16 protein-coding genes and 2 pseudogenes are annotated in these 21,854 nt (G+C 59.8%); 13 read left to right on the plus strand and 5 right to left on the minus strand.

Annotated features, from left to right (window positions below):
• From FSO04_RS39715 to FSO04_RS39745, 7 genes are all read left to right on the plus strand, one after another.
• Positions 1-852, plus strand: an 852-nt coding sequence (locus FSO04_RS39715; protein WP_154566894.1) for a porin, incomplete at its 5' end; no start/stop codon positions are given.
• Between the two features lie 81 nt (positions 853-933).
• On the plus strand, positions 934-1,788 hold the full coding sequence (locus tag FSO04_RS39720) for a substrate-binding periplasmic protein (RefSeq protein WP_154566895.1): 855 nt from the start codon (positions 934-936) through the stop codon (positions 1,786-1,788).
• 311 nt (positions 1,789-2,099) lie between these two features.
• Positions 2,100-2,801, plus strand: a complete 702-nt coding sequence (locus tag FSO04_RS39725; protein ID WP_233465179.1) for an amino acid ABC transporter ATP-binding protein — start codon at positions 2,100-2,102, stop codon at positions 2,799-2,801.
• Between the two features lie 9 nt (positions 2,802-2,810).
• Complete coding sequence (locus tag FSO04_RS39730; RefSeq protein ID WP_154566897.1) at positions 2,811-3,482, plus strand: amino acid ABC transporter permease; 672 nt, start codon at positions 2,811-2,813, stop codon at positions 3,480-3,482.
• Between the two features lie 11 nt (positions 3,483-3,493).
• A complete protein-coding gene (locus tag FSO04_RS39735; protein WP_154566898.1) occupies positions 3,494-4,156 on the plus strand; it encodes an amino acid ABC transporter permease in 663 nt (220 codons plus the stop codon).
• A gap of 76 nt (positions 4,157-4,232) precedes the next feature.
• The gene (locus FSO04_RS39740) at positions 4,233-5,576 is read left to right on the plus strand and encodes an NAD(P)/FAD-dependent oxidoreductase (RefSeq protein ID WP_166618352.1); all 1,344 of its coding nucleotides are present in this window, start codon (positions 4,233-4,235) and stop codon (positions 5,574-5,576) included.
• A gap of 376 nt (positions 5,577-5,952) precedes the next feature.
• Positions 5,953-6,903 carry a LysR family transcriptional regulator gene (locus FSO04_RS39745; RefSeq protein ID WP_154566900.1) on the plus strand — a complete coding sequence of 317 codons (951 nt, stop codon included), beginning with the start codon at positions 5,953-5,955 and terminating at the stop codon, positions 6,901-6,903.
• Positions 6,904-7,551: 648 nt separating this feature from the next.
• On the opposite strand, the gene FSO04_RS39750 is transcribed toward FSO04_RS39745, so the two are convergent.
• The gene (locus tag FSO04_RS39750) at positions 7,552-8,496 is read right to left on the minus strand and encodes a LysR family transcriptional regulator (RefSeq protein ID WP_168435991.1); all 945 of its coding nucleotides are present in this window, start codon (positions 8,494-8,496) and stop codon (positions 7,552-7,554) included.
• Between the two features lie 182 nt (positions 8,497-8,678).
• Between FSO04_RS39750 and FSO04_RS39755 the strand changes: the two genes are divergently transcribed.
• From FSO04_RS39755 to FSO04_RS39780, 6 genes and pseudogenes are all read left to right on the plus strand, one after another.
• Positions 8,679-9,602, plus strand: a complete 924-nt coding sequence (locus tag FSO04_RS39755) for a dihydrodipicolinate synthase family protein (protein ID WP_154566902.1) — start codon at positions 8,679-8,681, stop codon at positions 9,600-9,602.
• A 239-nt stretch (positions 9,603-9,841) separates the two neighbouring features.
• Positions 9,842-11,284, plus strand: coding sequence for an MFS transporter (locus FSO04_RS39760; protein ID WP_154566903.1), 1,443 nt, complete (start codon positions 9,842-9,844; stop codon positions 11,282-11,284).
• Positions 11,285-11,471: 187 nt separating this feature from the next.
• On the plus strand, positions 11,472-12,545 hold the full coding sequence (locus FSO04_RS39765; protein ID WP_154566904.1) for a porin: 1,074 nt from the start codon (positions 11,472-11,474) through the stop codon (positions 12,543-12,545).
• Positions 12,546-13,016: 471 nt separating this feature from the next.
• Positions 13,017-13,475 carry a zinc-finger-containing protein gene (locus tag FSO04_RS39770; RefSeq protein ID WP_168435992.1) on the plus strand — a complete coding sequence of 153 codons (459 nt, stop codon included), beginning with the start codon at positions 13,017-13,019 and terminating at the stop codon, positions 13,473-13,475.
• 559 nt (positions 13,476-14,034) lie between these two features.
• Complete coding sequence (locus tag FSO04_RS39775) at positions 14,035-14,412, plus strand: hypothetical protein (RefSeq protein WP_154566905.1); 378 nt, start codon at positions 14,035-14,037, stop codon at positions 14,410-14,412.
• A 172-nt stretch (positions 14,413-14,584) separates the two neighbouring features.
• Positions 14,585-15,367, plus strand: a pseudogene (locus FSO04_RS39780) (ISNCY family transposase); the annotation flags it as partial.
• Between the two features lie 38 nt (positions 15,368-15,405).
• Here FSO04_RS39780 and FSO04_RS39785 read toward each other — a convergent pair.
• The 4 genes and pseudogenes from FSO04_RS39785 to FSO04_RS39800 all read right to left on the minus strand — a co-directional run.
• Positions 15,406-18,387 carry a Tn3 family transposase gene (locus tag FSO04_RS39785; protein ID WP_154566906.1) on the minus strand — a complete coding sequence of 994 codons (2,982 nt, stop codon included), beginning with the start codon at positions 18,385-18,387 and terminating at the stop codon, positions 15,406-15,408.
• An 8-nt stretch (positions 18,388-18,395) separates the two neighbouring features.
• Positions 18,396-20,066 carry a phage integrase family protein gene (locus FSO04_RS39790; protein WP_154566907.1) on the minus strand — a complete coding sequence of 557 codons (1,671 nt, stop codon included), beginning with the start codon at positions 20,064-20,066 and terminating at the stop codon, positions 18,396-18,398.
• A 754-nt stretch (positions 20,067-20,820) separates the two neighbouring features.
• The gene (locus FSO04_RS39795) at positions 20,821-21,756 is read right to left on the minus strand and encodes an electron transfer flavoprotein subunit alpha/FixB family protein (RefSeq protein ID WP_154566908.1); all 936 of its coding nucleotides are present in this window, start codon (positions 21,754-21,756) and stop codon (positions 20,821-20,823) included.
• 13 nt (positions 21,757-21,769) lie between these two features.
• Positions 21,770-21,854, minus strand: a pseudogene (locus tag FSO04_RS39800) (electron transfer flavoprotein subunit beta/FixA family protein); the annotation flags it as partial.

A 21,854-nucleotide genomic window follows, 5' to 3' on the forward strand; every position in this document is an offset into this window, starting at 1 on the left:
GGCCGGCAGGCGTGGGTCGGTTTGTCCGATGCGCGGTTCGGTACGGTGACACTCGGTCGTCAGTACGATTCGGTGGTCGATTACTTCCAAGGCGTCACGATGGCGGGAACCTGGGGCGGCCTTGCATGGCACGCGAGTGACATCGACAACTCGGCCAACTCGTTCCGCGTGAACAATTCGATTAAGTACGCAAGCCCGGATATTTACGGCATCACGTTCGGCGGCGTGCTGGGACTCAGCAACTCGAACGCCGAAGGTACCAGCAAGATCGGCATGTATAGCGCGGGGGTGGCTTACCAGACAGGTGGCCTGAACCTCGCCGCGGCGTACTTCTATGCAAAACAACCGGCCACCCTCTTTCCCGACGGGGACTATTTGGCCAATACCACAGGTGCTGCGGTGGGCGCGTCCGGGCCGTGGAGCTTCGTGGGCAATCCGGCTAAGCAGCAGATCATCGGCGTGGGCGGGACCTATACGATCGGCAGCGCGCACATCGGTCTCGACTACTCGAACGTGAAGTTCGGTGATGCCAACGGCACGACGTCGACAGTCAAGTTCGATAACTACGAGGCGTGGGGATCGTATGCATTTACCGACGCTGCAACCTTGGTGGGCGGATACACGTACTCCAACGTCAATCTCGGCTATTCGGCTGAGCGACCCAAATACCACCAATTCAACCTGCTCGCGGACTACAAGCTGAGCAAGCGTACCGAGGCCTATGTGTCAGCCGCCTACCAGCTCGCGGCAGGCGGATCGCAACCCGCGTCGATTTTCGACGGCGTGATCGGCAATGCGTCCTCGACGGACAAACAGGTCGCCGTGCGCGTTGGCATCGTTCACAAGTTTTGATGGTCGCCAGGCCTCAATCGGGCGGCCTGACTGCATCGCTCAAACCAATATCCATGCACATCCGTTAAGTCTGGAGCAATCATGAAAGCCTCGTCGATAATCAGCAGCAACCCGCTCAAGCGTTGCACCGTCATCGCGGCACTTGCGTTCGCGACACTCTCCATGCAAAGCACCGCTCACGCGGAAGTGGATGCGGGCAACACGTGGCAAAAGGTCCGTCAGGGAGGCGTACTGCGTTGCGGCGCCGGCATTACTCCGCCGTATGTGATTCGTGACGCGAAAACTCAACAGTACAGCGGCGTATTCACTGAAATCTGCCGGGGTTTCGCTCAAAACGTGCTGAAGGTGAAGGCAGAATTCATCGATACGAGCTGGCCCAACATGATTGCCGGTGTGCAATCCGGCAAGTGGGACATGGCCATGTCGCTCAGCTATACGGAAGAGCGCGCGAAAGCGATCAGGTTCTCCACGCCGGTGACCAATTCGAGCGTCACGTTTGTGTACAACAAGAACAACCCGAAGCTGAAAGCCGCGCCGAAAGCGATGGCGGACCTGGATAACGCCGACCTGACGATAGCCGTGATGTCCGGCTCGATCGCCGACAAGGCGACCACTGCCGAATTGAAAAAGGCGACCATCATGCGCCTTCCGGGTTCGGACGAAACCCGGCTCGCGTTGCTGTCGAAACGGGCTGACCTGATGGCCGACGATATCGCCACCAACATGATCGTGACCGCAGCGCATCCGGACACGCTTGTCGGTTTTCAGCCCGCCCCTGCGCTCGTACCCCAGCCGGCCTGCTTCGGTCTGAACAAGGAGATATCCGATGCCGACGTCGCTGTGCTCAACAAGTACATCGAAGAACAGCGTAGCTCGGGCGCGCTCGACAAGCTGACGAAGCAGGCGGTCGACGCCACGGTAGCGTCGGAGAAATAAGCGGCCGGCGTTTGCGTTGACCGTTTAAAGCCCGGCGTTGCACGCTTACACGTGCCGCCGGCGCAATAGGGCGACCCCCGGTCGTCTGATCATGTCATGCCGTTGGCGCCTGCTAGCCGGTAAATCTTTGAATAGTGCAGCGCTAACGCAACACGCGGCACCACGCTGAACCAATGTGGGAGATGTCATTCATGAATGCCCAAATAGCGCTCGACATACGAGCGGCGAATGCGGTCGACGATCGTCCCGTCTCGCGGAACTTCGTCGAGTTTAAAAACGTCTACAAATCGTACGGCGAAAATCTGGTCGTGATGAATGGCATGACGCTCGACATGCGTGCGGACGACCGTCTGGTGATCATTGGTCCGAGCGGCAGCGGCAAAAGCTCGCTGCTTCGCTGCATGATGGGCCTGGAAGGCATTCAGGGTGGCGAGATCGGCTTTCAGGGGAAGCGTTATATCCATAGTGCGGCACGCGGCCAGCCTAGCCGGATCGATCGCAAGATGCAGCGGCAGATCGGCATGGTGTTCCAGCACTACACGTTATTTCCGCATCTATCGGTATTGGGCAATCTGGTTCTGGCGCCGGTCAAGGTTGGCGGTCTTTCAAAAGCCGAGGCGACGGAGCGGGCCAGAATGTATCTCGCTCGACTCGGACTCGAGAGCAAGCTGAATGCGTATCCGAGTCAATTGTCGGGCGGTCAGAAGCAGCGTGTCGCGATTGCGCGCGCCTTGATGCTCGAACCCAAGCTGATGCTATTTGACGAAGTGACGTCGGCGCTCGATCCGGAAATGGTGGTCGAAGTCCAGAATGTGATGCTGCAACTGGCCGAGCAGAAGATGGCGATGATCATCGTCACGCACGACATGCACTTTGCTCGCGACATTGCAACCCGGGTCGTTTTCTGTGCGAATGGTTCGATCGTCGAAGAAGGTCCGCCGATTCAATTGTTCAAGCAGCCTAAGGAAGCGCGGACGCGCGAGTTCCTCGAAAAGGTTCTACACCTCGACTGAGGCCATACGATGAGCTACCACTTCGACTTCAGTTTTCTTCACGGGAACGTGGACGCGTTATTGAGCGGCATCAAGATCACGCTCGAACTCACCGTTGCGTCGAACCTGCTGGGACTGACGCTTGGATTTCTGCTGTGCCTCACGACGATGAGCCGCCGGAGTTTTTTGCGCTGGCCGGCGCAGATGTTCATCGAGTTCTTTCGATGTACGCCTGCGTTATTGCAGATCGTCTGGTTCTTCTATTGCATCCCAATGATGTTCGACTTCTTCATCGCGCCGGTTCCGCTCGGCATCATCGCGCTGGGTCTGAACCTCACGGCATTTAACGCCGAGGCTTATCGTGCGGGTATTCAGGCGGTGCCGAAAGAGCATCTGGATGCATGCGTCGCGCTCGGCCTTCGTCCGTGGCAGCGTACTTTGTACGTCGTGCTGCCGCAGGCGTTGCGAACGGCTACCCCGAGCCTGATGACCAACGGGATTGGTGCGCTTCAGCAAAGCGCTCTGGTGGCTGTCGTTGCGGTCGGCGACCTGATGTACGTGAGCACCCAACTCGCGACCGAGGCGTACCGGCCGCTCGAGACTTATACGCTGGTGGCGCTGATCTATTTCGCGCTGTCCATTCCGATCTCACAGATGGTGCGTCTGGTCGAACGCCGTCACGATCTTGCCATGCAGCGCTGAGGAAAAATATCATGTCTCATCTTTCCGTCGTTCTCCCTTACATAGGTGTGCTGCTTCGCGGACTCGGCCTGACGATCGCGTTCACGCTGGGATGCGCGATTGCAGGAAGCCTCGGCGGGTTTGTGCTGAGCCTGCTAAGAATGTCGCCGAACAAGGTGGTCAAAGGCGCGACGGGGTTGTACGTCGAGTTCTTTCGCGGCACGCCTTTGTTGATCCAGTTGTTCTGGGTGTACTTCTGCCTGCCTGTGTTGTTCCGAGTATCAATTCCGCCAGCCATGTCGGTGCTGCTTTCTCTCACGCTGTACATGATTGCGATCACCAGTGAGACATTTCGCGGCGCGTTGAGGTCTATCGCAAGGGAACAGCACGACGCATCGACCGCACTCGGTCTTACTCCGATGGTCAAGGTTCTGTATGTGATATTTCCGCAGACCCTGTTGCGGGCGACGCCGCCATTGCTGTCGAACGTCGTCAGTCTGTTCAAGGAAAGCGCGTTGATCTCGAGCGTCGGCGTCGCGGATCTGATGTTCGTCGGGCAGAACATCTCGAACAACACCGCGCGTCCTCTGGAGTTCCTGACGGCTGTCGGTGTGATTTACTTTCTCGTGGCCTTTCCGCTCACGCGTCTGGTCGGTGTCGTCGAGACCAGGATGCTGCGGCGCTACGCGTATTGACGCTGCACGCGCACGGAGGTGCTGAAACGCGCCTTAATTTTCGAACTTGATTGTTCAACTCCAGAGAAGAAATAAATTGACTAACCTGGCAAGTCGGACCGTAAGAATTGGCGACCCTCTGCAACACAGTATCTGGTACAAGACTGCGCCCGCCGCACCGGAAACGGGGTCGCTGAATTCGGCGGTTAGCGCCGATGTCTGCATCATCGGCGCGGGCTTTACCGGGCTGTCTGCAGGCATTCATCTTGCCGAGCGGGGCAGAAGGGTTGTCGTAGTCGAAGCAGAGGAGGCCGGCTTTGGCGCATCAGGCCGCAATTCCGGGCACTGCACGCCGACCTTTCACTCGTTTGAACTGGAGCAGTTCCGGCGCATGATCGGTGAGCCATTCGGCTCCCGAATGGTCCGCGCGCAGTGCGATTCCACTAATTTCCTGTTTGAACTGATTCGCAAGTACGGCATTGAGTGTGATGCGATACAGAGTGGCTACGTCGAAGCCGCGCACAGCAGGGCCGCTTTTCAGGCGCAACAGAAGAAGGTGGCTGACTACAACGCACTGGGCAAGCAGACCCGTCTGCTGACTGCGCACCAGGTCGAAGAGTTGACGGGGTCGCCGCGATACTTCGGCGGATGGTTTCATCCCGAAGGAGGAAATATCAATCCGCTCGCATACTGCCGCGGCTTGGCGCGCACGCTGATCGAACTCGGCGGGGACATCTATACGGCAACGCCTGCTCTGAAAATCGCGCCTGCGGGGTCGGCATGGCGGGTCGACACGCCGAATGGACAGATCGTGGCAGACAAAGTCATCTATGCAGGTGGTGCTTATCTTGCACCTTCCTGTTGGCAAGGCATGGAGAAAACCTACGCGTTGCTGCCGATTATCGGACTGGCCAGCCAGCCGCTTCCGATCGAGGTGCAGAACCAAATCCTGCCGCGCCGCAATACGGTTCTCGAAACCCGCCATGATCCGGCGAGTTATCGACTGGACCGTGACGGCCGGCTGATCACTTCGATCATGCTGGAAGGGCGCCGGGGCGGCGACGAAGACTATACGAAGGAACTCCTCACCACGCGCTTTCGCTGGTTATTGCCGCAGTTGTTGGAGTTGCGCTGGGAGAATTACTGGCATGGGCGCCTCGACATGCAACCGAGGCTATTCCCAAGATTGTTCGGGCTAGCACCGGGAGTGGCCGCCATGAACGGGTATTCCGGGCGCGGCGTAGCCACCGGCACGGTGGTGGGCAAAGTGCTGGCCGACTGGGCGACGGGCACGCCGCCTGAAGCGCTCACGCTGCCACTCGAATCTCGTGGGAACGCGCCACAACTGATGAAAGCGGCAATGCGGATCATGCTGCCGTATCTGCGATTTGCAGATCAACGGGCCGCGAGGCGCGATGGCTTGAGACCGCCGCCTTATTGATTCGCGGCGAGCCGCCACGTCGCGCTGCGTGATCTGTATCGAACTGGCCGCAGTGCCGATGTGAGCACCCGGAACGCAAAACGAACCAATAAAAGGCCACGCGTTTTCAGTCAGCTTCACGATGCGCTGGCAGACTTTGCCGATCGAAAGATAGGGAGTCGCCTGCTTGCGGAGCACTAACGGTCAACCGGTGAATTCTGTTCACCGCATTGAAGCATTAAAATAGCGCGCACAATGATATACGCCGGGCCTGACCAGTGCGTCACTGAGGCGCTTCGGTTCGCATGGGTACACGACCGACCGGTTCGCTGGCCCTGTCCAGCCGACACGACATTCCAACCTTCCTTCAGAAGGACGACTCTTTCGAGAGTGCGCGATGACACTACAGCAACTCCATTATTTTCTCGCGGCGATCGAGCATGGCACGCTCTCGAAGGCGGCTGAACAACTCAACGTCGCGCAGCCGACGCTCTCCGATCAGATCATCCGGCTGGAGGAGTCGGTCGGTACGACACTCTTCATCCGCACCAATCGCAAGCTGATGCTGACTGAGGCCGGCCGCGGCTTGCAGCCTTTCGCTCTGGCTGCAACGACCGCTTCGAGACAAGGCTACGAAGCGGTCCAGTCGGTGCGGGACCTGAAGGGCGGTGTTGCGAGCTTCGGCACCTTCGGCACGGCGCATCACTACTTTCTGGCGGATCTGATCGAGGAATTTCGTTCGCGGCATCCCGACATGAAGTTGAAGATTACCGGCAACAACTCGTCCGAAGTGGCGGACGCCGTCAGCCACGGTGAGCTTGAGGCGGGTCTGGTCATGATTCCGCTCACCCAGCGTAATCTCGCTGTTAGCGAGCCTGTGTGGTCGGCACGAGTGGGCTATATCAGCGCTGACCCGGCTCGCTTGCAGGGACCGAAGACGATTGAAGACCTCGCGGCAGCGCCGCTTATTCTTACCGAAGCGAAGTGGAGTTCATCGGACTCGATCAGATCGACGCTGAACGCTCGCGCGCAAAAGGCGGGCGTGATTCTGAACCCGATCATCGAGGTCGATCATCAGTCGACCGGGTTTGAACTGGCTGCGCGAGGCCTGGGCGATGTGATCGCTTCGCGACCTATACTCCACCGTCTTGGCTATGAGAAGAAATTGGGTTGGACACCCATCGATCCGCCGCTTTTCGAAGTGTTCGCGTTCATTCATCGTTACGATGCACCGCTGTCGGCGGCCACGCGCGTTCTCCTGCAATTGATGCGGGAACATCTCGCACGAGTGCAGCGTGCGTATGGGCATCTCGACTCTGAGCATCAGGCGGAGCCGCCACCAGATTAGTTCGATGTTGGCGGAAAAAAGCTTATACGTGATAGCAGGGTTCCTGTTTCATCGCGACGGCCCCCCGGATTTTTCATCGTTAACAGCCACCAGTTGACCCACTATCGCGTGAAGCCATATCGGACAGCGTGCTCTACGGGATCATTAGTATCCTCCGACTTCGTTGTTCGGTGAGGGCGCCAGATTAAACGGGATGTCCCATCACTAGATGTGCCGTTACTTTGGCCGAAGTATTACCTGTGGGCAGTTGTAGCTGGACCGCTTCACCCAGTTATCGGACGTTGGCGCTATCAAGGCGTGACCGGCCGCAACGGGTCGCGTGCTGCCGATCGCGACGATGCGAGATTCCAAGCAGTCCATGCGATTTGCATGAGGCAGCGATCGGCCACGAGTTGACACTCGCCAGCCGCCGTAACGAGACGTCTGGATGGCCGGTACATCCACGTAGGAGTCGCCCGAAGATCGGGTGCACCACGCCCTGATAATGCGATTATCAATGGTGCGGTTTCTGGTGACGGGGCACCGCGCTTTTTCACCTGTGAAAGGGCCACCGGACATTGCCCGGTCCTTGCGGCCGTTGCCCTCGTTGAGCCCGGCGCGGTGCGATCCTTTCAACGTCGACGCGTTTCGCCGTTGCACTTCAACCCTTCAAATCGATCGCAGGAAGGCTGCGGACACGCCCGGTTGGAGGTCGGATGAGAGGTTCCGCGAACGCGCTATCTCCTTAGTGAACTGCATGACTGTGCGGCAAGCGAGCGTCATTTCGCCGTGGGGAGACATAGCAAGCGCAATGAAGCGAGGCACTGGAGGGTCGACCACCATCGACGACTGCAACCGACATTCCTTTTCAAGATTGGCAATCGCGTAAGGTCCAAGCAACGCATAGATTCCGCCATCTGCCACGATATGCGCCTGTAGACTCAAAGAGTCGGCTTCTGCCGCGAAGTTAAGGGAGACCCGTTGTTCACCAGCAATTTGTTCGAGCCGGTCGCGCCAGCTGTTGGGGCGGCAGAAAGAGACCAATGGAATCCCGTCGAGCTTTGAAAAAGCAATTGCGGATTGCTTTGTCAAAGGATCGCCTTCTGCGCTGACCAGGTAGGTCGCCGCCTCAACCAGATACTCGTCACCATTTCTCGGCGTCGGGCTGTTTCGAAAAAGGATTGCGAGATCAACATTACCGTGTTCCAGCCACGTTTCCAGCAACGCACCTTGACCTTCGCGCACCTGTAGTTGCACTAGGGGATAACGCTCTCGAAGGCGGTGGTAAAGCGTGCTGACAAGCGGATGGGCAGTTGAGGGCAGGATTCCAATTCTGACAACGCCGATCGGCTCTCCCGCAGTACTGCGGATGTCGTTTGACAATTGCTCCGTACTCGCAAGCCACGTCCTTACGCGCGGGGCGATACGCGCCCCCAGCTCGGTCAATACCACCCCTCGCCCGGTCCGCTGAAACAAACGGCCACCGCAGTATTGCTCGAGCTCAACAATCTGGCGGCTGATGTGAGGCTGACTTGTCCCATAAGCAACGGCAGCCTTGCTCAAACTCCCGAGTTCCGCGGCATCGATGAATAACTTCCAGGCAGCGTAGTCCACCGCAAGGCCCCCCAACGAGATATGTCAGATCAGTATATCTGAAATGTACCGTTTCGCAGTTCCCGCATGAGTCGTCCCTCCCTACACTGCAACGCATGCACCGTTGTTCCAGCTTGATGCGAAACGAGCAGCGGGCTCTCCTCTCGGAAAGAGGAGCGGAAAAGCTCACATTTGGAGACGTCATGAAAACGATCGATCTACGCGGTTTGGTCCCGGCACCCATAACCCCCTTCACCCGCGAGGGAGCGGTGGACCACGCAGCAATTCAACGGCTGGGTTCCTGGCTCGGCAGCATCGAGGGCGTTAAAGGTCTGACGGTTCTCGGCCACGCTGGCGAAGGCACGTTCCTCACGCAGAAAGAACAGGCTCAAGTCATCCAGAGCTTCGTGAAGTCCGTTGACGGCAAGATCCCGGTCATCGCCGGTATCACGCTCGAAGGCACGGAAGTGGCGGTGGAAGAGGCGAAGCGCGCGGTCGAGGCCGGCGCGTCGGCAGGTCTGGTGTATCCGTCTCACGGCTGGCTGCGCTTCGGTTACCAGAAGGGCGCACCGCAAGACCGCTACCGCGCTATCTACGAAGGCAGCGGCCTGCCGCTCATCCTGTTCCAGTACCCGGATGCCACCAAGGCGACCTACAACCTCGAAACGCAGTTGGAAATCGCCGCACAACCGGGCGTCTTTGCCATGAAAAACGGCGTGCGCAACATGCGTCGCTGGGACGTTGAGATTCCCATCATCCGTCGCGAGCGTCCGGAACTGCAAATCCTGACCTGCCACGACGAGTATCTGCTCCATACGATGTTTGACGTCGACGGCGCGCTCGTCGGCTACGGCAGCCTCGCTCCCGAGCCACTCATCGAACTGATCAAAGCGGGCAAGGCGAAAGACTACCAGGCCGCTCGCGCGATCCATGATCGCCTGCTGCCCGTGACGCGCAATGTGTACCACCGTGGCTCGCACATGGAAGGCACCGTTGCACTCAAGCATGGCCTCGTGGCCCGCGGGATCCTCGAGCACGCCACGGTGCGCTCGCCGTTGCTGCCGCTCGCGGAAGGCGCGGACGTCGAGATCGCAGACGCGCTTCGTTCGGCGGGCCTCGTCGACTGACGCGGGAGCGGCGAACCAAAAGCCGTTACGACGATAGCGAAGCGCCGCCCCGCTTCGCTGTCAGCGTTGAGCAGTAACGGCGGCCCGCGAAACCTCGCGCCGCGCGTCGCCCATAACGGGATCGGGAAACGACCGAAAAAGCTTCGACGGCGCGACACAATAAGAAAGAAAAGCGATTCGATGCTTCAAAACAAGAAGAAAACCGAGGGCCCATAAAATGCAGCTTTTCAGGAGACAGCATGAACACCCTTTCCACCGCCTACGGCGTCGACCTTGGTCAATCCCCGAGCGAAGCGCGCCCCGTGAGCGAGCAATTGCGTGCGGCGAACCTGCTGTTCCGCATCGAGAACGTGCCGTTCTGCAAGTGGCACACCAAGGCACGTATCGTCATGGGCAGCGCGACCCTCTTTGACGCATTCGACGCACTTTCACTTGCTTTTGTACTGCCTGTACTAGTGGGTCTCTGGCATCTTTCTCCCGCGAAGATCGGTGTGCTGATCGCCGCTGGCTATCTTGGTCAAGTCGTAGGCGCGTTGGTTTTCGGTTGGTTGGCCGAGCGCCTTGGGCGGGTGCCGAGCGCCACAATAACTGTCGGTGTCATGTCGGCAATGAGCGTTGTATGCGCCTTCACCGGCAGCTTGCATATGCTGTTTTTGATGCGCTTCCTGCAAGGCATCGGCGTAGGGGGAGAAGTGCCTGTGGCGGCCACGTACATCAACGAGCTGTCTCAAGCGCATGGCCGAGGACGTTTCTTTATCCTGTACGAACTCATTTTCCCACTGGGTCTCCTCGCGGCCGCGCAGCTCGGCGCTTTCATCGTCCCCCGCTTCGGTTGGGAATATATGTTTCTGATCGGCGGCATTCCCGGCATCGCCGTAACGATCCTGATCGCGCGCCTTCCAGAATCGCCGCGCTGGCTCATTTCACGTGGGCGTTTCGATAAAGCTGAACGCATCATCGAGCGGCTGGAGGCAAGCACGACGAAGCGCACCCTTGATGCCCAGACGCAAAAGGCCGAGGTCGACGAGCGCGTGGTTGGCCTTCTGAGCGGACTCCAGTCGAAGCAGAAGGGAACGTGGAAGGAGCTTTTCTCACCGTTCTACAGAGGTCGCACCGTTGTCGTGTGGTTGCTTTGGGCGAGCTCTTATTTCATCGCCAATGGCATCAACAACTGGCTGCCGAGTCTCTACAGGACGGTCTACCATCTGCCTCTGCAAGAGTCGCTTCACATGGCGTCCATCTCGAACGTCCTGAGTACGTGCGGCGTGCTGGCTTGCGCGTTGCTGATTGATCGAGTCGGGCGCCGCCGCTGGGCAATGGCTTGCTTCGTCATCAGTGGAGTCCTGCTCGCAGTTTTGGGCATTAATGGCGCTGGCAGCGCATGGTCTGTGATGTTCCTGGGATCGTCGGCCTATGCTGTGATGGCAACCGCAACGGTCCTTCTGTACCTTTACACCCCTGAAATCTATCCGACCCGGATGCGCGCCATCGGTACTGGTCTCGCGACTTCCTGGTTGCGAGCGGCGTCTGCTGCTGCGCCAGCGATCGTCGGCGTCGTATTAACAGCAAAAGGCATCGCTGCGGTATTCATCATGTTTGCTGTGGTTAGCGCAGTGGGCTTCTTCGTCGCTGCGCGCATGGTGGAGACGACCAATCGCGCGCTCGAAGAGATCTCCCCGTAGCCACTCGCCTCCCTATCGGCTCCTTCTCCTGATATGACTCAGGAGAAGGGGCTTCCTCGCTCGTCGCACCGTTAGCTTCAGCGACATGTCCGCAACAAGCGCCAACGCTCCACGGTATCCAATCAGTAGTACTTAGTGGATGGCGCGGAAAAGGTCGCTCACAAAAATATGAATGGAGACAACCGAAATGAAAAAGGCACAACGGATAATGGTCTGCCCTCCTTTGCGGAAAGTCGTCGGCACGCTTGGAGTCCCGACAATTCTCTGCTCCGTCCTAGCCTTGACTTCTGCCGGCGCACACGCAGATAGCGCCTCCCAGGTTCAACTTTATGGGATCGTCGGCACCTATGTCGGGAGTGTCAAACGTAGCGACACGCCGCAATCCACGGTGCTAATGGGGAGCGGTGGGCTCACCACTTCGTTCTGGGGAATTGGCGGCAAGGAAGATCTTGGCGGCGGCGTCAGCGCCATCTTCGCTCTTGAGAGCTTCTTCCAACCCCAAAACGGCGCGCTGGGTCGCAGTGCAACGGACCCATTCTGGTCACGCAATGCGTACGTGGGCTTCGCAGGCGACTACGGCCAATTGACCCTCGGGCGGCATAGAAATCCGACCTATACGGCAGAATCTCTCGTCAATCCATTAGGATCATCTGTCGTCTTCTCTCCGCTCGTCGTCCAGACATTCGTGGCCAACTATGGGGGCACGATCATTGGAGATACGGTGTGGAATAACACCGCCAAGTACACGACTCCGAACTTCAAGGGTTTCGGTGCAACCGTAATCTACGGGCTTGGTGGCGTTGCGGGTTCGCCTGGCATCGCTAATCTCGGCTTTCACTTCAATTACCAAGCTCACGGTCTCACGGCAGTGCTGTCCGGCCAGCGCGTGCGGTACACCGCAGCAGGGCCCGTAGGCGCGCAGTACGCCTACCTCGCGGGCGCAGCATACGACTTCAAGGTCGTAACGCTCTACGGGGCGTGGGCGATGACAAGTGACGTCAGTACCCCTACGGGCAGCCACACCTACGAGGCGGGTTTGTCGATCCCCTTCTCACCTGCCGACTTCTTGCTCGCAGAGTGGGCGCGTACGCAACGGTCCGGACCTACGCATACGACCAACAGCCTTCGCAACACTGCCGCTCTCGGTTACGACCATCTGCTGTCCAAGCGGACGGACATTTACGCAATTTACTCTATCGACAAGCTGAGCGGCCATCCCATCGGCAACACATTTGCCGTCGGCATTCGGCACACGTTCTAGGAAGCGTTCGCCCTTTTGTCGTCGATTCCTGTCTCTGAAAAGCTCGGCGACGCAGACCGGTTACGGGCCGGTCATATAGCTGTCGAGCCACCGATTTCGATACCCATTATTGACGACTCCTAGCGGGAGGCCACCGTCGATAGCCCCCGTTATCAAGGACGCAGCTCCTTAGGCATTGGTAGCCTCAAAGAAGGCGGGTTGATCAACTGTACCATCGCCGAGTCGTCGCGATCCGTCCTTGCTTTCAGCGACCGTTGTACCTCGCAAGCAGCCGCAGACCGTCGTCCCGATCGTACGACCGAGATGGATCGACAAGAGGCGGTGGTACCTGCTCGGCCGCGGCCATTCACCGAGGTTGCGCTGGGCGAGGGACGCACGGTCTCAGTTACAAATGATCGCGACAATCGTACAGCTTTCGCTTCCCGACGATCGCGGTTAATGTGATCTGAATTCAGAGAGAAGGAGTGTCCGGTGCGTGTAGGTCGCCCGATCAAGGCAGTACCCCAGCCCTTGTGCGATTACTGCGGCGCTCACGCCGCGTTCGTGAAATACGGTGAAGCGTCGTATCCCTACCGCAACGACCACGGCGCGCTCTGGGTCTGCACAGCGTGTCAGGCGTGGATCGGCATCCACTCGCGCAGCACACGGAACGTGCCGCTGGGACGTCTCGCCGACGGCGCGTTGCGCGACGCGAAGAGCCGCCTGCACGACGCGCTCGAGCCACTGGTCTCGGGCAAGGTCAGGCGTGATCACGTCAATCCGTTCGAGGCCCGGGCGAAAGCGATCCGCTGGGTCGCATCTGAACTCGGCTTCGATCCGGTGCCGGCGTCCATCCACAACCTGTCACTCGACCAGTGCGAACAGGCGATCCGGCATGTCGAAGCATTCATCGCACATCGCGGGGCCGCTTCGTCAGAAGGCAACGTTTAAGCAACTTCCGCCCGTGGCCGCTATCCCCGTTCAAGAGATCACCAATGAACCCTGATGCGCAAAACTCTCCGATTCGTTCGCAACCCCGACTCGGCACGAGCAAGACGTGCCAAAACGATGCTGTTGCCGAGGCCGCGCGCTACCGCCGACGAGCTCGCGCTGCGGGTACACCTTGCGCTCGCAACGATGCGGGGCCGGTGTCGGCAGCGTGCGTAACGCACAGACCCTTCTCCAGACCATGATCCTGACGGGCTTTATCGCCGAGGCAGGCTACGGCGCGGCCACGGTACGAGCAACTCGTCGTCGCGGAAGCCGCCATTTCGACCGCGGCCGGGACACGGGCGAATGGCGACCGGATGAGGGCACATCAACCGTAGCCGGGGATCAGGCAGAAATCGGGTCGAACTCGGCCCTTGATTGTCGTCGCGGCCGTATCTCTGATATGGCTTCGCTATAATCAATCGCTTCCCGGCGTCGCAATGTCGAAAAAATGTCTTCCAGGCGAAACAGGTCCCCCAGCCGAGCCCGCAGGCCGCTGACGAAAGCACTTCTATTGCCGATGGATCGCGCCTCCGCCAGTGAACGGTCGCTGTCCTGTCATCTTGCGCTGGTCGCATGCCGCGACGGACATGGCAACAGCCATCTGGTCAATGAACTTATGCGCGCGGTGTACCTGAGCTGGTATCTGCAGCGTGCTGGTTGTGGCAACCTCCTGGTGGAGCGGTTCAAGATCGCCGAATATGCCGTTGAGAACACCCTGGCGCGCGCTCATGAGACGGGAGAGTGGCGGCTCGCGTCTGAGCTAATCAGCGGCTTTGAAGCGCTGCTGGCGCTGTATGACGCCCAAGTCGCAAGGGCTCCTCTTCACGAAGTATTCGAAGTGGAGCGGCAGTTGAGGGTTTTTCTGACGGGAACGGACCATTCCCCGATCCCGTAATCGACGTATCGGCAAGCCTTGGCAGATTGTGATTCAGGTGGAGCACTTGCCGAAGAGGTCGTTGCATTATTGATTTCGTCTGCCGATAAATTTCGGATTCCTGCATTTTACATAAAAGAAGTTAGCAACATTTGAGCTGTAGGCCCCAAGTAGTAATGTCGTATCTGGGGGTGCGGCGGAACGTCTGGGCCTCAGCCGGCGGCAGATCGAGCGGCTGGCCAACCGGTATCGGGCCGAAGGCGCACGCGGACTGGTTTCCCGCCGGCGCGAGCACGCCAGCAATCACCAGTTGCCGACCGGCATGGCCGACCGTGCGCTGGGCATCATCCGCGAGCGCTACGCGGATTTTGGGCCGACGCTGGCCTGCGAGAAGCTGGCCGAATGCCACGGGCTGAAGTTTGCTGCTGAGACCGTGCGGCGGCTGATGACGGATGCCGGGCTGTGGATTCCACGCCGGCAGCGTCCGCCAAAGGTCTACCAGCCGAGAAGCCGCCGGTCGTGTCTGGGCGAACTGGTGCAGATCGATGGCAGCGATCACCACTGGTTCGAGGAACGGGCGCCGGCCTGCACACTGCGGGTGTACGTCGACGATGCGACCAGCCGGCTGATGCATCTGCACTTCACGGCGAGTGAATCGACGTTCAGTTACTTTGAGGCGACGCGTGCGTACATCGAATGCCACGGCAAGCCTGGCGCGTTCTACAGCGACAAGGCGAGCGTGTTTCGCAGTGGCAAAGCCCATGAAACGGGAAGCCGCGTGACGCATTTCGGCCGGGCGATGTTCGAGCTGAACATCGACACGTTCTGTGCGAACAGCAGCTCAGCCAAGGGTCGCGTCGAGCGCGCGCACCTGACGCTGCAGGATCGTCTGGTCAAGGAGCTGAGGCTGCGTGGCATCAGTACGGTGGCGCAGGGCAATGCGTATGCGCCCTCCTTCATCGCAGCCTATAAGAGGCCTGACCGGGATTCGTTAAAAATCCGCCGCATCTCAGACTAAGCTGCTGATTTAAATGCGAAATCGATGGTCGAATCTAGCGGTGGAACGGGGCGCTGGAGATCCAGCAGATAGTCCCCGAACCGGTTGATGTGCTCCCGCCGGTACGGCGACAGCACCTTGAGCACCTCGGCGTCGACCGGATGCCCCTTCTCCTGCAGTTCCTTTAGCTTGCGCGACATCCACTGCACGTTGTACAGGATCACCATGTTCGCGACGAGGTGGTTGTACTTGATTACCTTGCGCTGCTCGTGCCGGACGTTTTCGGCGATGACGCCTTCGCCGCCGAACATTAGCCACTGCGCGAAGTCGTTGAACTGCTCGCTCTTGTTGGTCGCAGCGTGAATCGTGCGACGCAGCTGCGGGTCATCCAGATATTTCAGCAGGAACAGCGTGCGGATCACGCGCCCCAGCTCCCGGAACGCGAAGTAGAGCTTGTTTTTCGTGCTCTCCGAGCCGAGGCGGCGCAGGATCGTCGACGGCGTCATCCTACCTGCCTTGATCGACACCGCAACGCGCATCATGTCGAGATAGTGCCGTTCGATCAGTGCCCAGTCAATTGACTGGCGGCACAAGCTGTCGATGTGCTTGTACTTGCGACGCCGGTCCGCCTTGTACAGCACGAGGTCCTTGATGTTGCGTATGCGCGGCATCAGGTTGATGCCCACCACGTACGACAAACCGAAGACCGGACCGCTTTGTGCCTGCGTATCGCCATGGATCGTGTCGGGCTTGACGTCGGCACCGTTCAGAATCAGCCCATCGAGAATGTAGACGGCTTCGTGGACGCCACACGGGATGAAGTGACTGAACAGCGCGATGTACATGTCGGACACGTGATAGTAGCCGATCCCGCCGTATCCCCCATAGCGAACGTGATACTCGGACAGCAGGTTCTGCTCGTACAGGCTCCACTTAGTGCCGTCGGCCGACGCGCGCTTGCCGCTGCCCCAGTATCTCGGCAGCGCGAACTGGTTGTACGCGTTGATCACCTTCACATTCGCCTTGTCGAGCCGCTCCTCCGTGATGTGTTTCAAGTTCAGCCAGGCGACCTGTTTGCGGCTGAGCCCTTTCACCGAGCGCGCCGTTTGGCTGGGGCCCAGGTTGCAGCCGTAGCAGAACAGCGTCGTGATGAAACGCTTGCGCGGATCGTCGATCTTCGCGTCGAACCCGGACAGCGGTCCAAACAGTTTATGCAGGTCCAGCCACTGCTCGGTTTCAGTGAGTAGATCCAGGATGCTGATCTGCGGCATCGACGCCGTGATGGCCTGGTCGATCAGCGTGCGGTTCGGCGGTTCGGGCTCCTTGCCCGGCTTGTGAATGACGAGTTCCTGATCGACGAACTCGATGCTGTCGTTTGCCGGGAAATTCGCATCTGTCTCGTCGAGCGCCGCGTTAAGCTTGTCTCGCAGATCCTTCGCGAAGGTCTTGCCGTCCGTGGGCAAGCCCACGATCTCGCAGTAGCGCGGCAGCTCACACCGGAATTCCTCATCAGAGACCTGATGCACCCGATAATCGTCGAAGCGATCACTACCCTCGACGTAAAGATCGCCGGCATTTAGCTCCCGCATGATCTGGCTGAAGACCCCCAGCTCGAAGAACCGGCGGTGCAGCATCCGGCTATCTCGGCCGTGCGGGAACACCGCGCGCTCCCATTTTTCCGGAAGCCAGTCCAGCGGCAGGTTCGCGAGGTCGTTCTCCGTCAGCAGCAGGTATTCGCGGTGCGCGTTCCGAAAGCCTTGTAGCCACGCGAGTGCGACCAGTACCGCACGGTCCTGCGAACTCGATCGCAGCGGCAGCCCGTCCAGGCACTGAAACAGCAGCGCGCGCTGGTTGCGGTACGGCACGAGCATGAATGGCAGGTCGAACTGTCCGGCATAGGCGATGTGCTCGTTACACTGCGCGAGCGCCTCGGTCGGGTCGCCGAGCGTCTCGCGGATTTTCGGCAACCGTTCGCGTTCCGATACCTCTTCGTCCTGAAGGATCTGCAGGACGTCTCGAAACTGGCCGACCAGTCCCTCCAGTACGTCAGTGTGTTCGAGCTGATATTTTTGCAGCCGGACCTTCGCGTAGGACTCCAACTTGCGCACAACCTTGATGAAGATTTCGGCAATATCATCAAGCGCCTTCTGCAACTGCGCCTGGATGAACAGGACAGCGAGCGCATGACGCTTCGCGGTCTTGAGTGAGCGCAGTTCCGCGACGTCGAGTGCCCGCGCTTCGGTGACCAGTTGGGCCCGCTTGCCGACAGACAGGATCGTAGGCGGCGCCGGCAAACCTTCCGCCAGTTTCCTGATCCCGTTGATATGTTTGAGGAAGCTGGCAATCGCCTGCGCGGCTGGTCGCTTCGGCTCCTGTTTCAGATCGTCCCAACCAGACTTGCCGGCCTTGACGACGAGAAGCGTATCGATCCGTTCGATGAGTGTTGCATCGAGTGCGCCGGCGATGGCCCGATAGATCGCTTCGTTGAAATCGTTGCGCGCCTGCGTGGCGATGCGCTGCAGCGTCGCCAGCGGCGGCAGCTCATACCGGCGTCGGACCAATTCCTCGATCAGCACGTTGATGAGATCGGGTAGTTCGATCTTTGTCCGAACTTCCGTCGACGCGAGTTCAGTAAGCCACGCTGTCTCGCTCGCATCGAACGCCCGGATGTCGAGCCAGCGGCGCAGCAGCTTCTGGTGACGGATGCGGGTGCCGGACACGTCGTACCGCGCGATCGCCGCTCGGGACAGCGCGCGGGCCCGCATCGCACTTCGGATGTGATCGATAATGACGGGCGGCACATCCACGAGCATCGGAAAGTAACCGAGACGCTGCAGCAGCTTCAACTGCACCATGATCAGGACCGCGCTGGCTTCCTGCCGGGATTGCCGGCGCACGAAGCGGATTTCCGCGGCACTTGGGGTGAACGCTGCTTTCAGCTCCGCCGCGCCGGGTTCTGCAGGCAGCACCGGATAGATGGTCTCGTGGACAGTGCTCATGCCGGCGGCTATCGTCGCGTAAAAATCCGCTCGATCTGCCGGGTACGCTGGACTTCGTCGTCGTCCAGGTAGATCGAGGTGGTCGTGATTGACGCGTGACGCAGGTTGTCGCGCACGGTCGTTAGTGTCGCACCGTTGGCCAGTGCGTGTGTCGCGTGCGTATGCCGCAACCAGTGTGGCGTCGCTCGCTGCAGCTTGTCGGCGAGCGCGGGATGGTCGGCCTGGATGGCGTCGGCAGCGGTCCGGAAGAACCGGCGCAGCACCTCCCTCAGGCGCGGTGTGGTGATGCCGCCGGGTTCATCGAGATGGCCAAGCAGCGGCGTATCCGGTGCCCAGCGTGCGGGACTCACAGGCAGACCGCGCTGCATCAGGTACTGGTCCAACGCAAAGCGCGCGAGCGGCGGTAATACCACCTTGCCGGCCTTCGCACCCTTACCAGTGAGGTGAAGCCACTGCTCGCCGTGCGTGCCGTTTATGATGCCGCCGAGCACCACGCCGACCAGCTCGCCTGCGCGCAGGCCGGTCGCGTAACCGAAGTCGAGCAGGAAGCGCAGGCGCTGCGCGGCAGGCACCGTCCAGCCATGCGACCACTCCAGCCCGTCGGCAAGCGTCCGGATAAGTTCCCATTCGCCGGCGGTGAAGGCGCGCGAGATGTCCAGTTGACCAGTGCGCTGCGCGCCGCGTACCTTGAGGCCCGCGAACGGATTCGTCAGTACGTAGCGTTGTTCGATCAGCCAGCGGAACATCGCGCCGAGCACCGACAGCGCGTAGGCGATGGAATCTGGCGACAGCGCTCCCGTGAAGGGACGCCATTCCGGCAACGATCGCGGCCGAGACGGGGCGATCCAGCGGACTTTCGGTGTGGGGTGACGTAGGAAAGCACGATAAGCGGTCGCATCCTCGCTGGTCAGCGAAGACAGCGCCTTGCCGCGCTCAACGATCGCCCAGAGCAGCAGGCGCTCGGCTTCACGACGATAGGCGCGCTGCGTTTCGACGGCCTCGTGTCGTTCGAGCCAAGCGCTGATCGCCTGATAGTCGTTATCGGCTTCGAGTGCACACATCGGCTTCGGTGCGCGGAAGGCGCCGCGCGAACCGTCAACTTCGTGCGGCACGCGAATGCTTTCCCACGGCACCACGAACTCCGGCGTCGTCATCGCGATCAGCGCGCGGGCGCTTTCGGTTAGCGCCGGGTGGGCTGCAAAGAAGGTTTCAATATGATGTGCGTTGCGCACACCGAGTCCGGGAATCGTGCGCCACCAGCGCCGGCGTCGGGGGATGCGCACCGTCAAATCGGCTAGCGTTCGGATGCCATACTGATGCAGCACGGGGACAACGCGAGGCGACAGCCAGGCACCGATCGGATCGCTCACCTGCGGTTGCGGGACCGCAAGCGCCGGCAGGATGTCCAGCGTACGGGTCGCGGCCTTGCGGTAACGGGTCCGTTCGCTCACCGCGCACTGAAACAGCCGGGCCAGATCGGCGCGATGCCGGCTGAGGGCGAAACTGGCGAGCTGCCGACGAATCCGGCCGATCACGCCGCGCGCCGACTGGCCGCCTTCGAGCGCCTGCGGGCAATAGCGCTCGAGCGCCTCGCGCGAGCCAACGCCCGCGTACCACGCGCGTAGCGCGGACAAGGACGCGGTATCGGGAAAGGATAGCGAAGTCGGACGATCAGGCATGCGAAGATTATAGGCGGCAAGATGACAGCGGCGTGACGGTCGGGTGTGACGCGTTTCGCAATATGGCAGTTTTTCTAAAAAATGAGTCCCTATCGATAATAAGAGTTAGCGATAGGGGTGCATCTTGATGCACGTCGGATTTTCAATCTCGTGCGTGCGTCATGGGGTGCGCCCTCAGGATCCGGATTTTTTCGTACGCCAAGCGTCCAGAGCGGGTATCTCAAATGACTCTGAGCGGGTCCTGAGCAGCCCTTTATGAAATCAGGTCGAACGGCTGCCTGAAGTCAGTGAGCGGACGCTCTCAGCCAAGCAGAGGACACTTAACATTGCGCGGCTTCCTTCCTCTGGATCGGTAAACAGCTGGATTTGTTTTCGCACAGTCGAAAGTCGGGAACCGCCTCAGCCCTTCCCGGAACCGAAGAGGCCCTCTTTTTGTATCGAGCAATGCGTGGCCCCCGCCGCGGCCCTTTGCGATAGTGTTTGTTTTGATCGTTGCGTGGCGTCCCTTGCGATGCGGATAGCATTGTCAAAGCTGGTATCCGTAGCAACGTGCCTGTTATCGACGCTCACGAGCCAACGGTCGCCACTGCAGCACCACCGAATTCTCCTCTCTTCAAGGAGCGGAGCAAACCACCGCCAAATGGAGGCATCCTCGGCGTTAGCGGCCAAGGCTGCCTCCGCTCGGACATGTCCCATCTCACTCAGATTGCTCACCGGTCCCCTCTTCACACGTTGACCTGTCTTCGCACTACACTCAGGACAATGCCGCCTCGAACTCCGGCACGACCGTGAACAGATCGCCCACCAGACCGTAATCGGCGACGCTGAAAATCGGCGCTTCCGGGTCTTTGTTGATGGCGACGATGACCTTCGAGTCTTTCATACCGGCCAGATGCTGGATCGCACCCGAGATGCCGACCGCCATATACAGTTGCGGTGCGACGATCTTGCCGGTCTGGCCGACCTGATAGTCGTTCGGCACGAAGCCCGCATCGACGGCTGCGCGCGATGCGCCCAGCGCTGCGTTCAGCTTGTCCGCCAGAGGCTCCAGAACCTTCGTGTAGTTCTCGCCGTTGCCCAGACCACGGCCACCCGAGACGATGATCTTCGCCGAGGTCAGTTCCGGACGATCCAGCTTCGTCACTTCACGGCTCACGAATTGCGAGAGACCCGTGTCGGCTGCCGCTTCGATCTTCTCGACCGTTGCGCTGCCGCCTTCTGCTGCCACCGGGTCGAAACCGGTCATGCGGACCGTGATGACCTTGATCGGATCTTGAGATTGAACCGTGGCGATAGCGTTACCCGCGTAGATGGGACGCTCGAACGTATCGGCGCTGTCCACTGCGGTAATGTCGCTGATCTGCGCGACGTCGAGCTTCGCGGCGATGCGCGGCGCGATGTTCTTGCCGTAGGCGGTCGCCGGCGTGAGGATGTGCGTATAGTCCTTCGCGATGTTCATCACGGTTGCCTGGACGTTTTCCGCCAGACCCGCTTCGAGTTGCGCCGCGTCGGCCAGCAGTACCTTCGAAACACCTGCAATCTTCGCTGCCGCATCTGCCGCAGCCTGCGCGTTGTGACCCGCCACCAGCACGTGGATATCGCCACCAATCTTCTGCGCGGCTGCAATCGTGTTCAGCGTCGCGGCCTTGATCGACGCGTTGTCGTGTTCAGCAATTACCAGATTCGTCATTTCGTCCGTCTCCTCACAGCACCTTGGCTTCGGTCTTCAGCTTCTCGACCAGCGTCTTCACATCCGGCACCTTCACACCGGCGGAGCGCTTCGGCGGC

The organism is Paraburkholderia madseniana, assembly GCF_009690905.1.
GTDB classification, from domain to species: domain Bacteria; phylum Pseudomonadota; class Gammaproteobacteria; order Burkholderiales; family Burkholderiaceae; genus Paraburkholderia; species Paraburkholderia madseniana.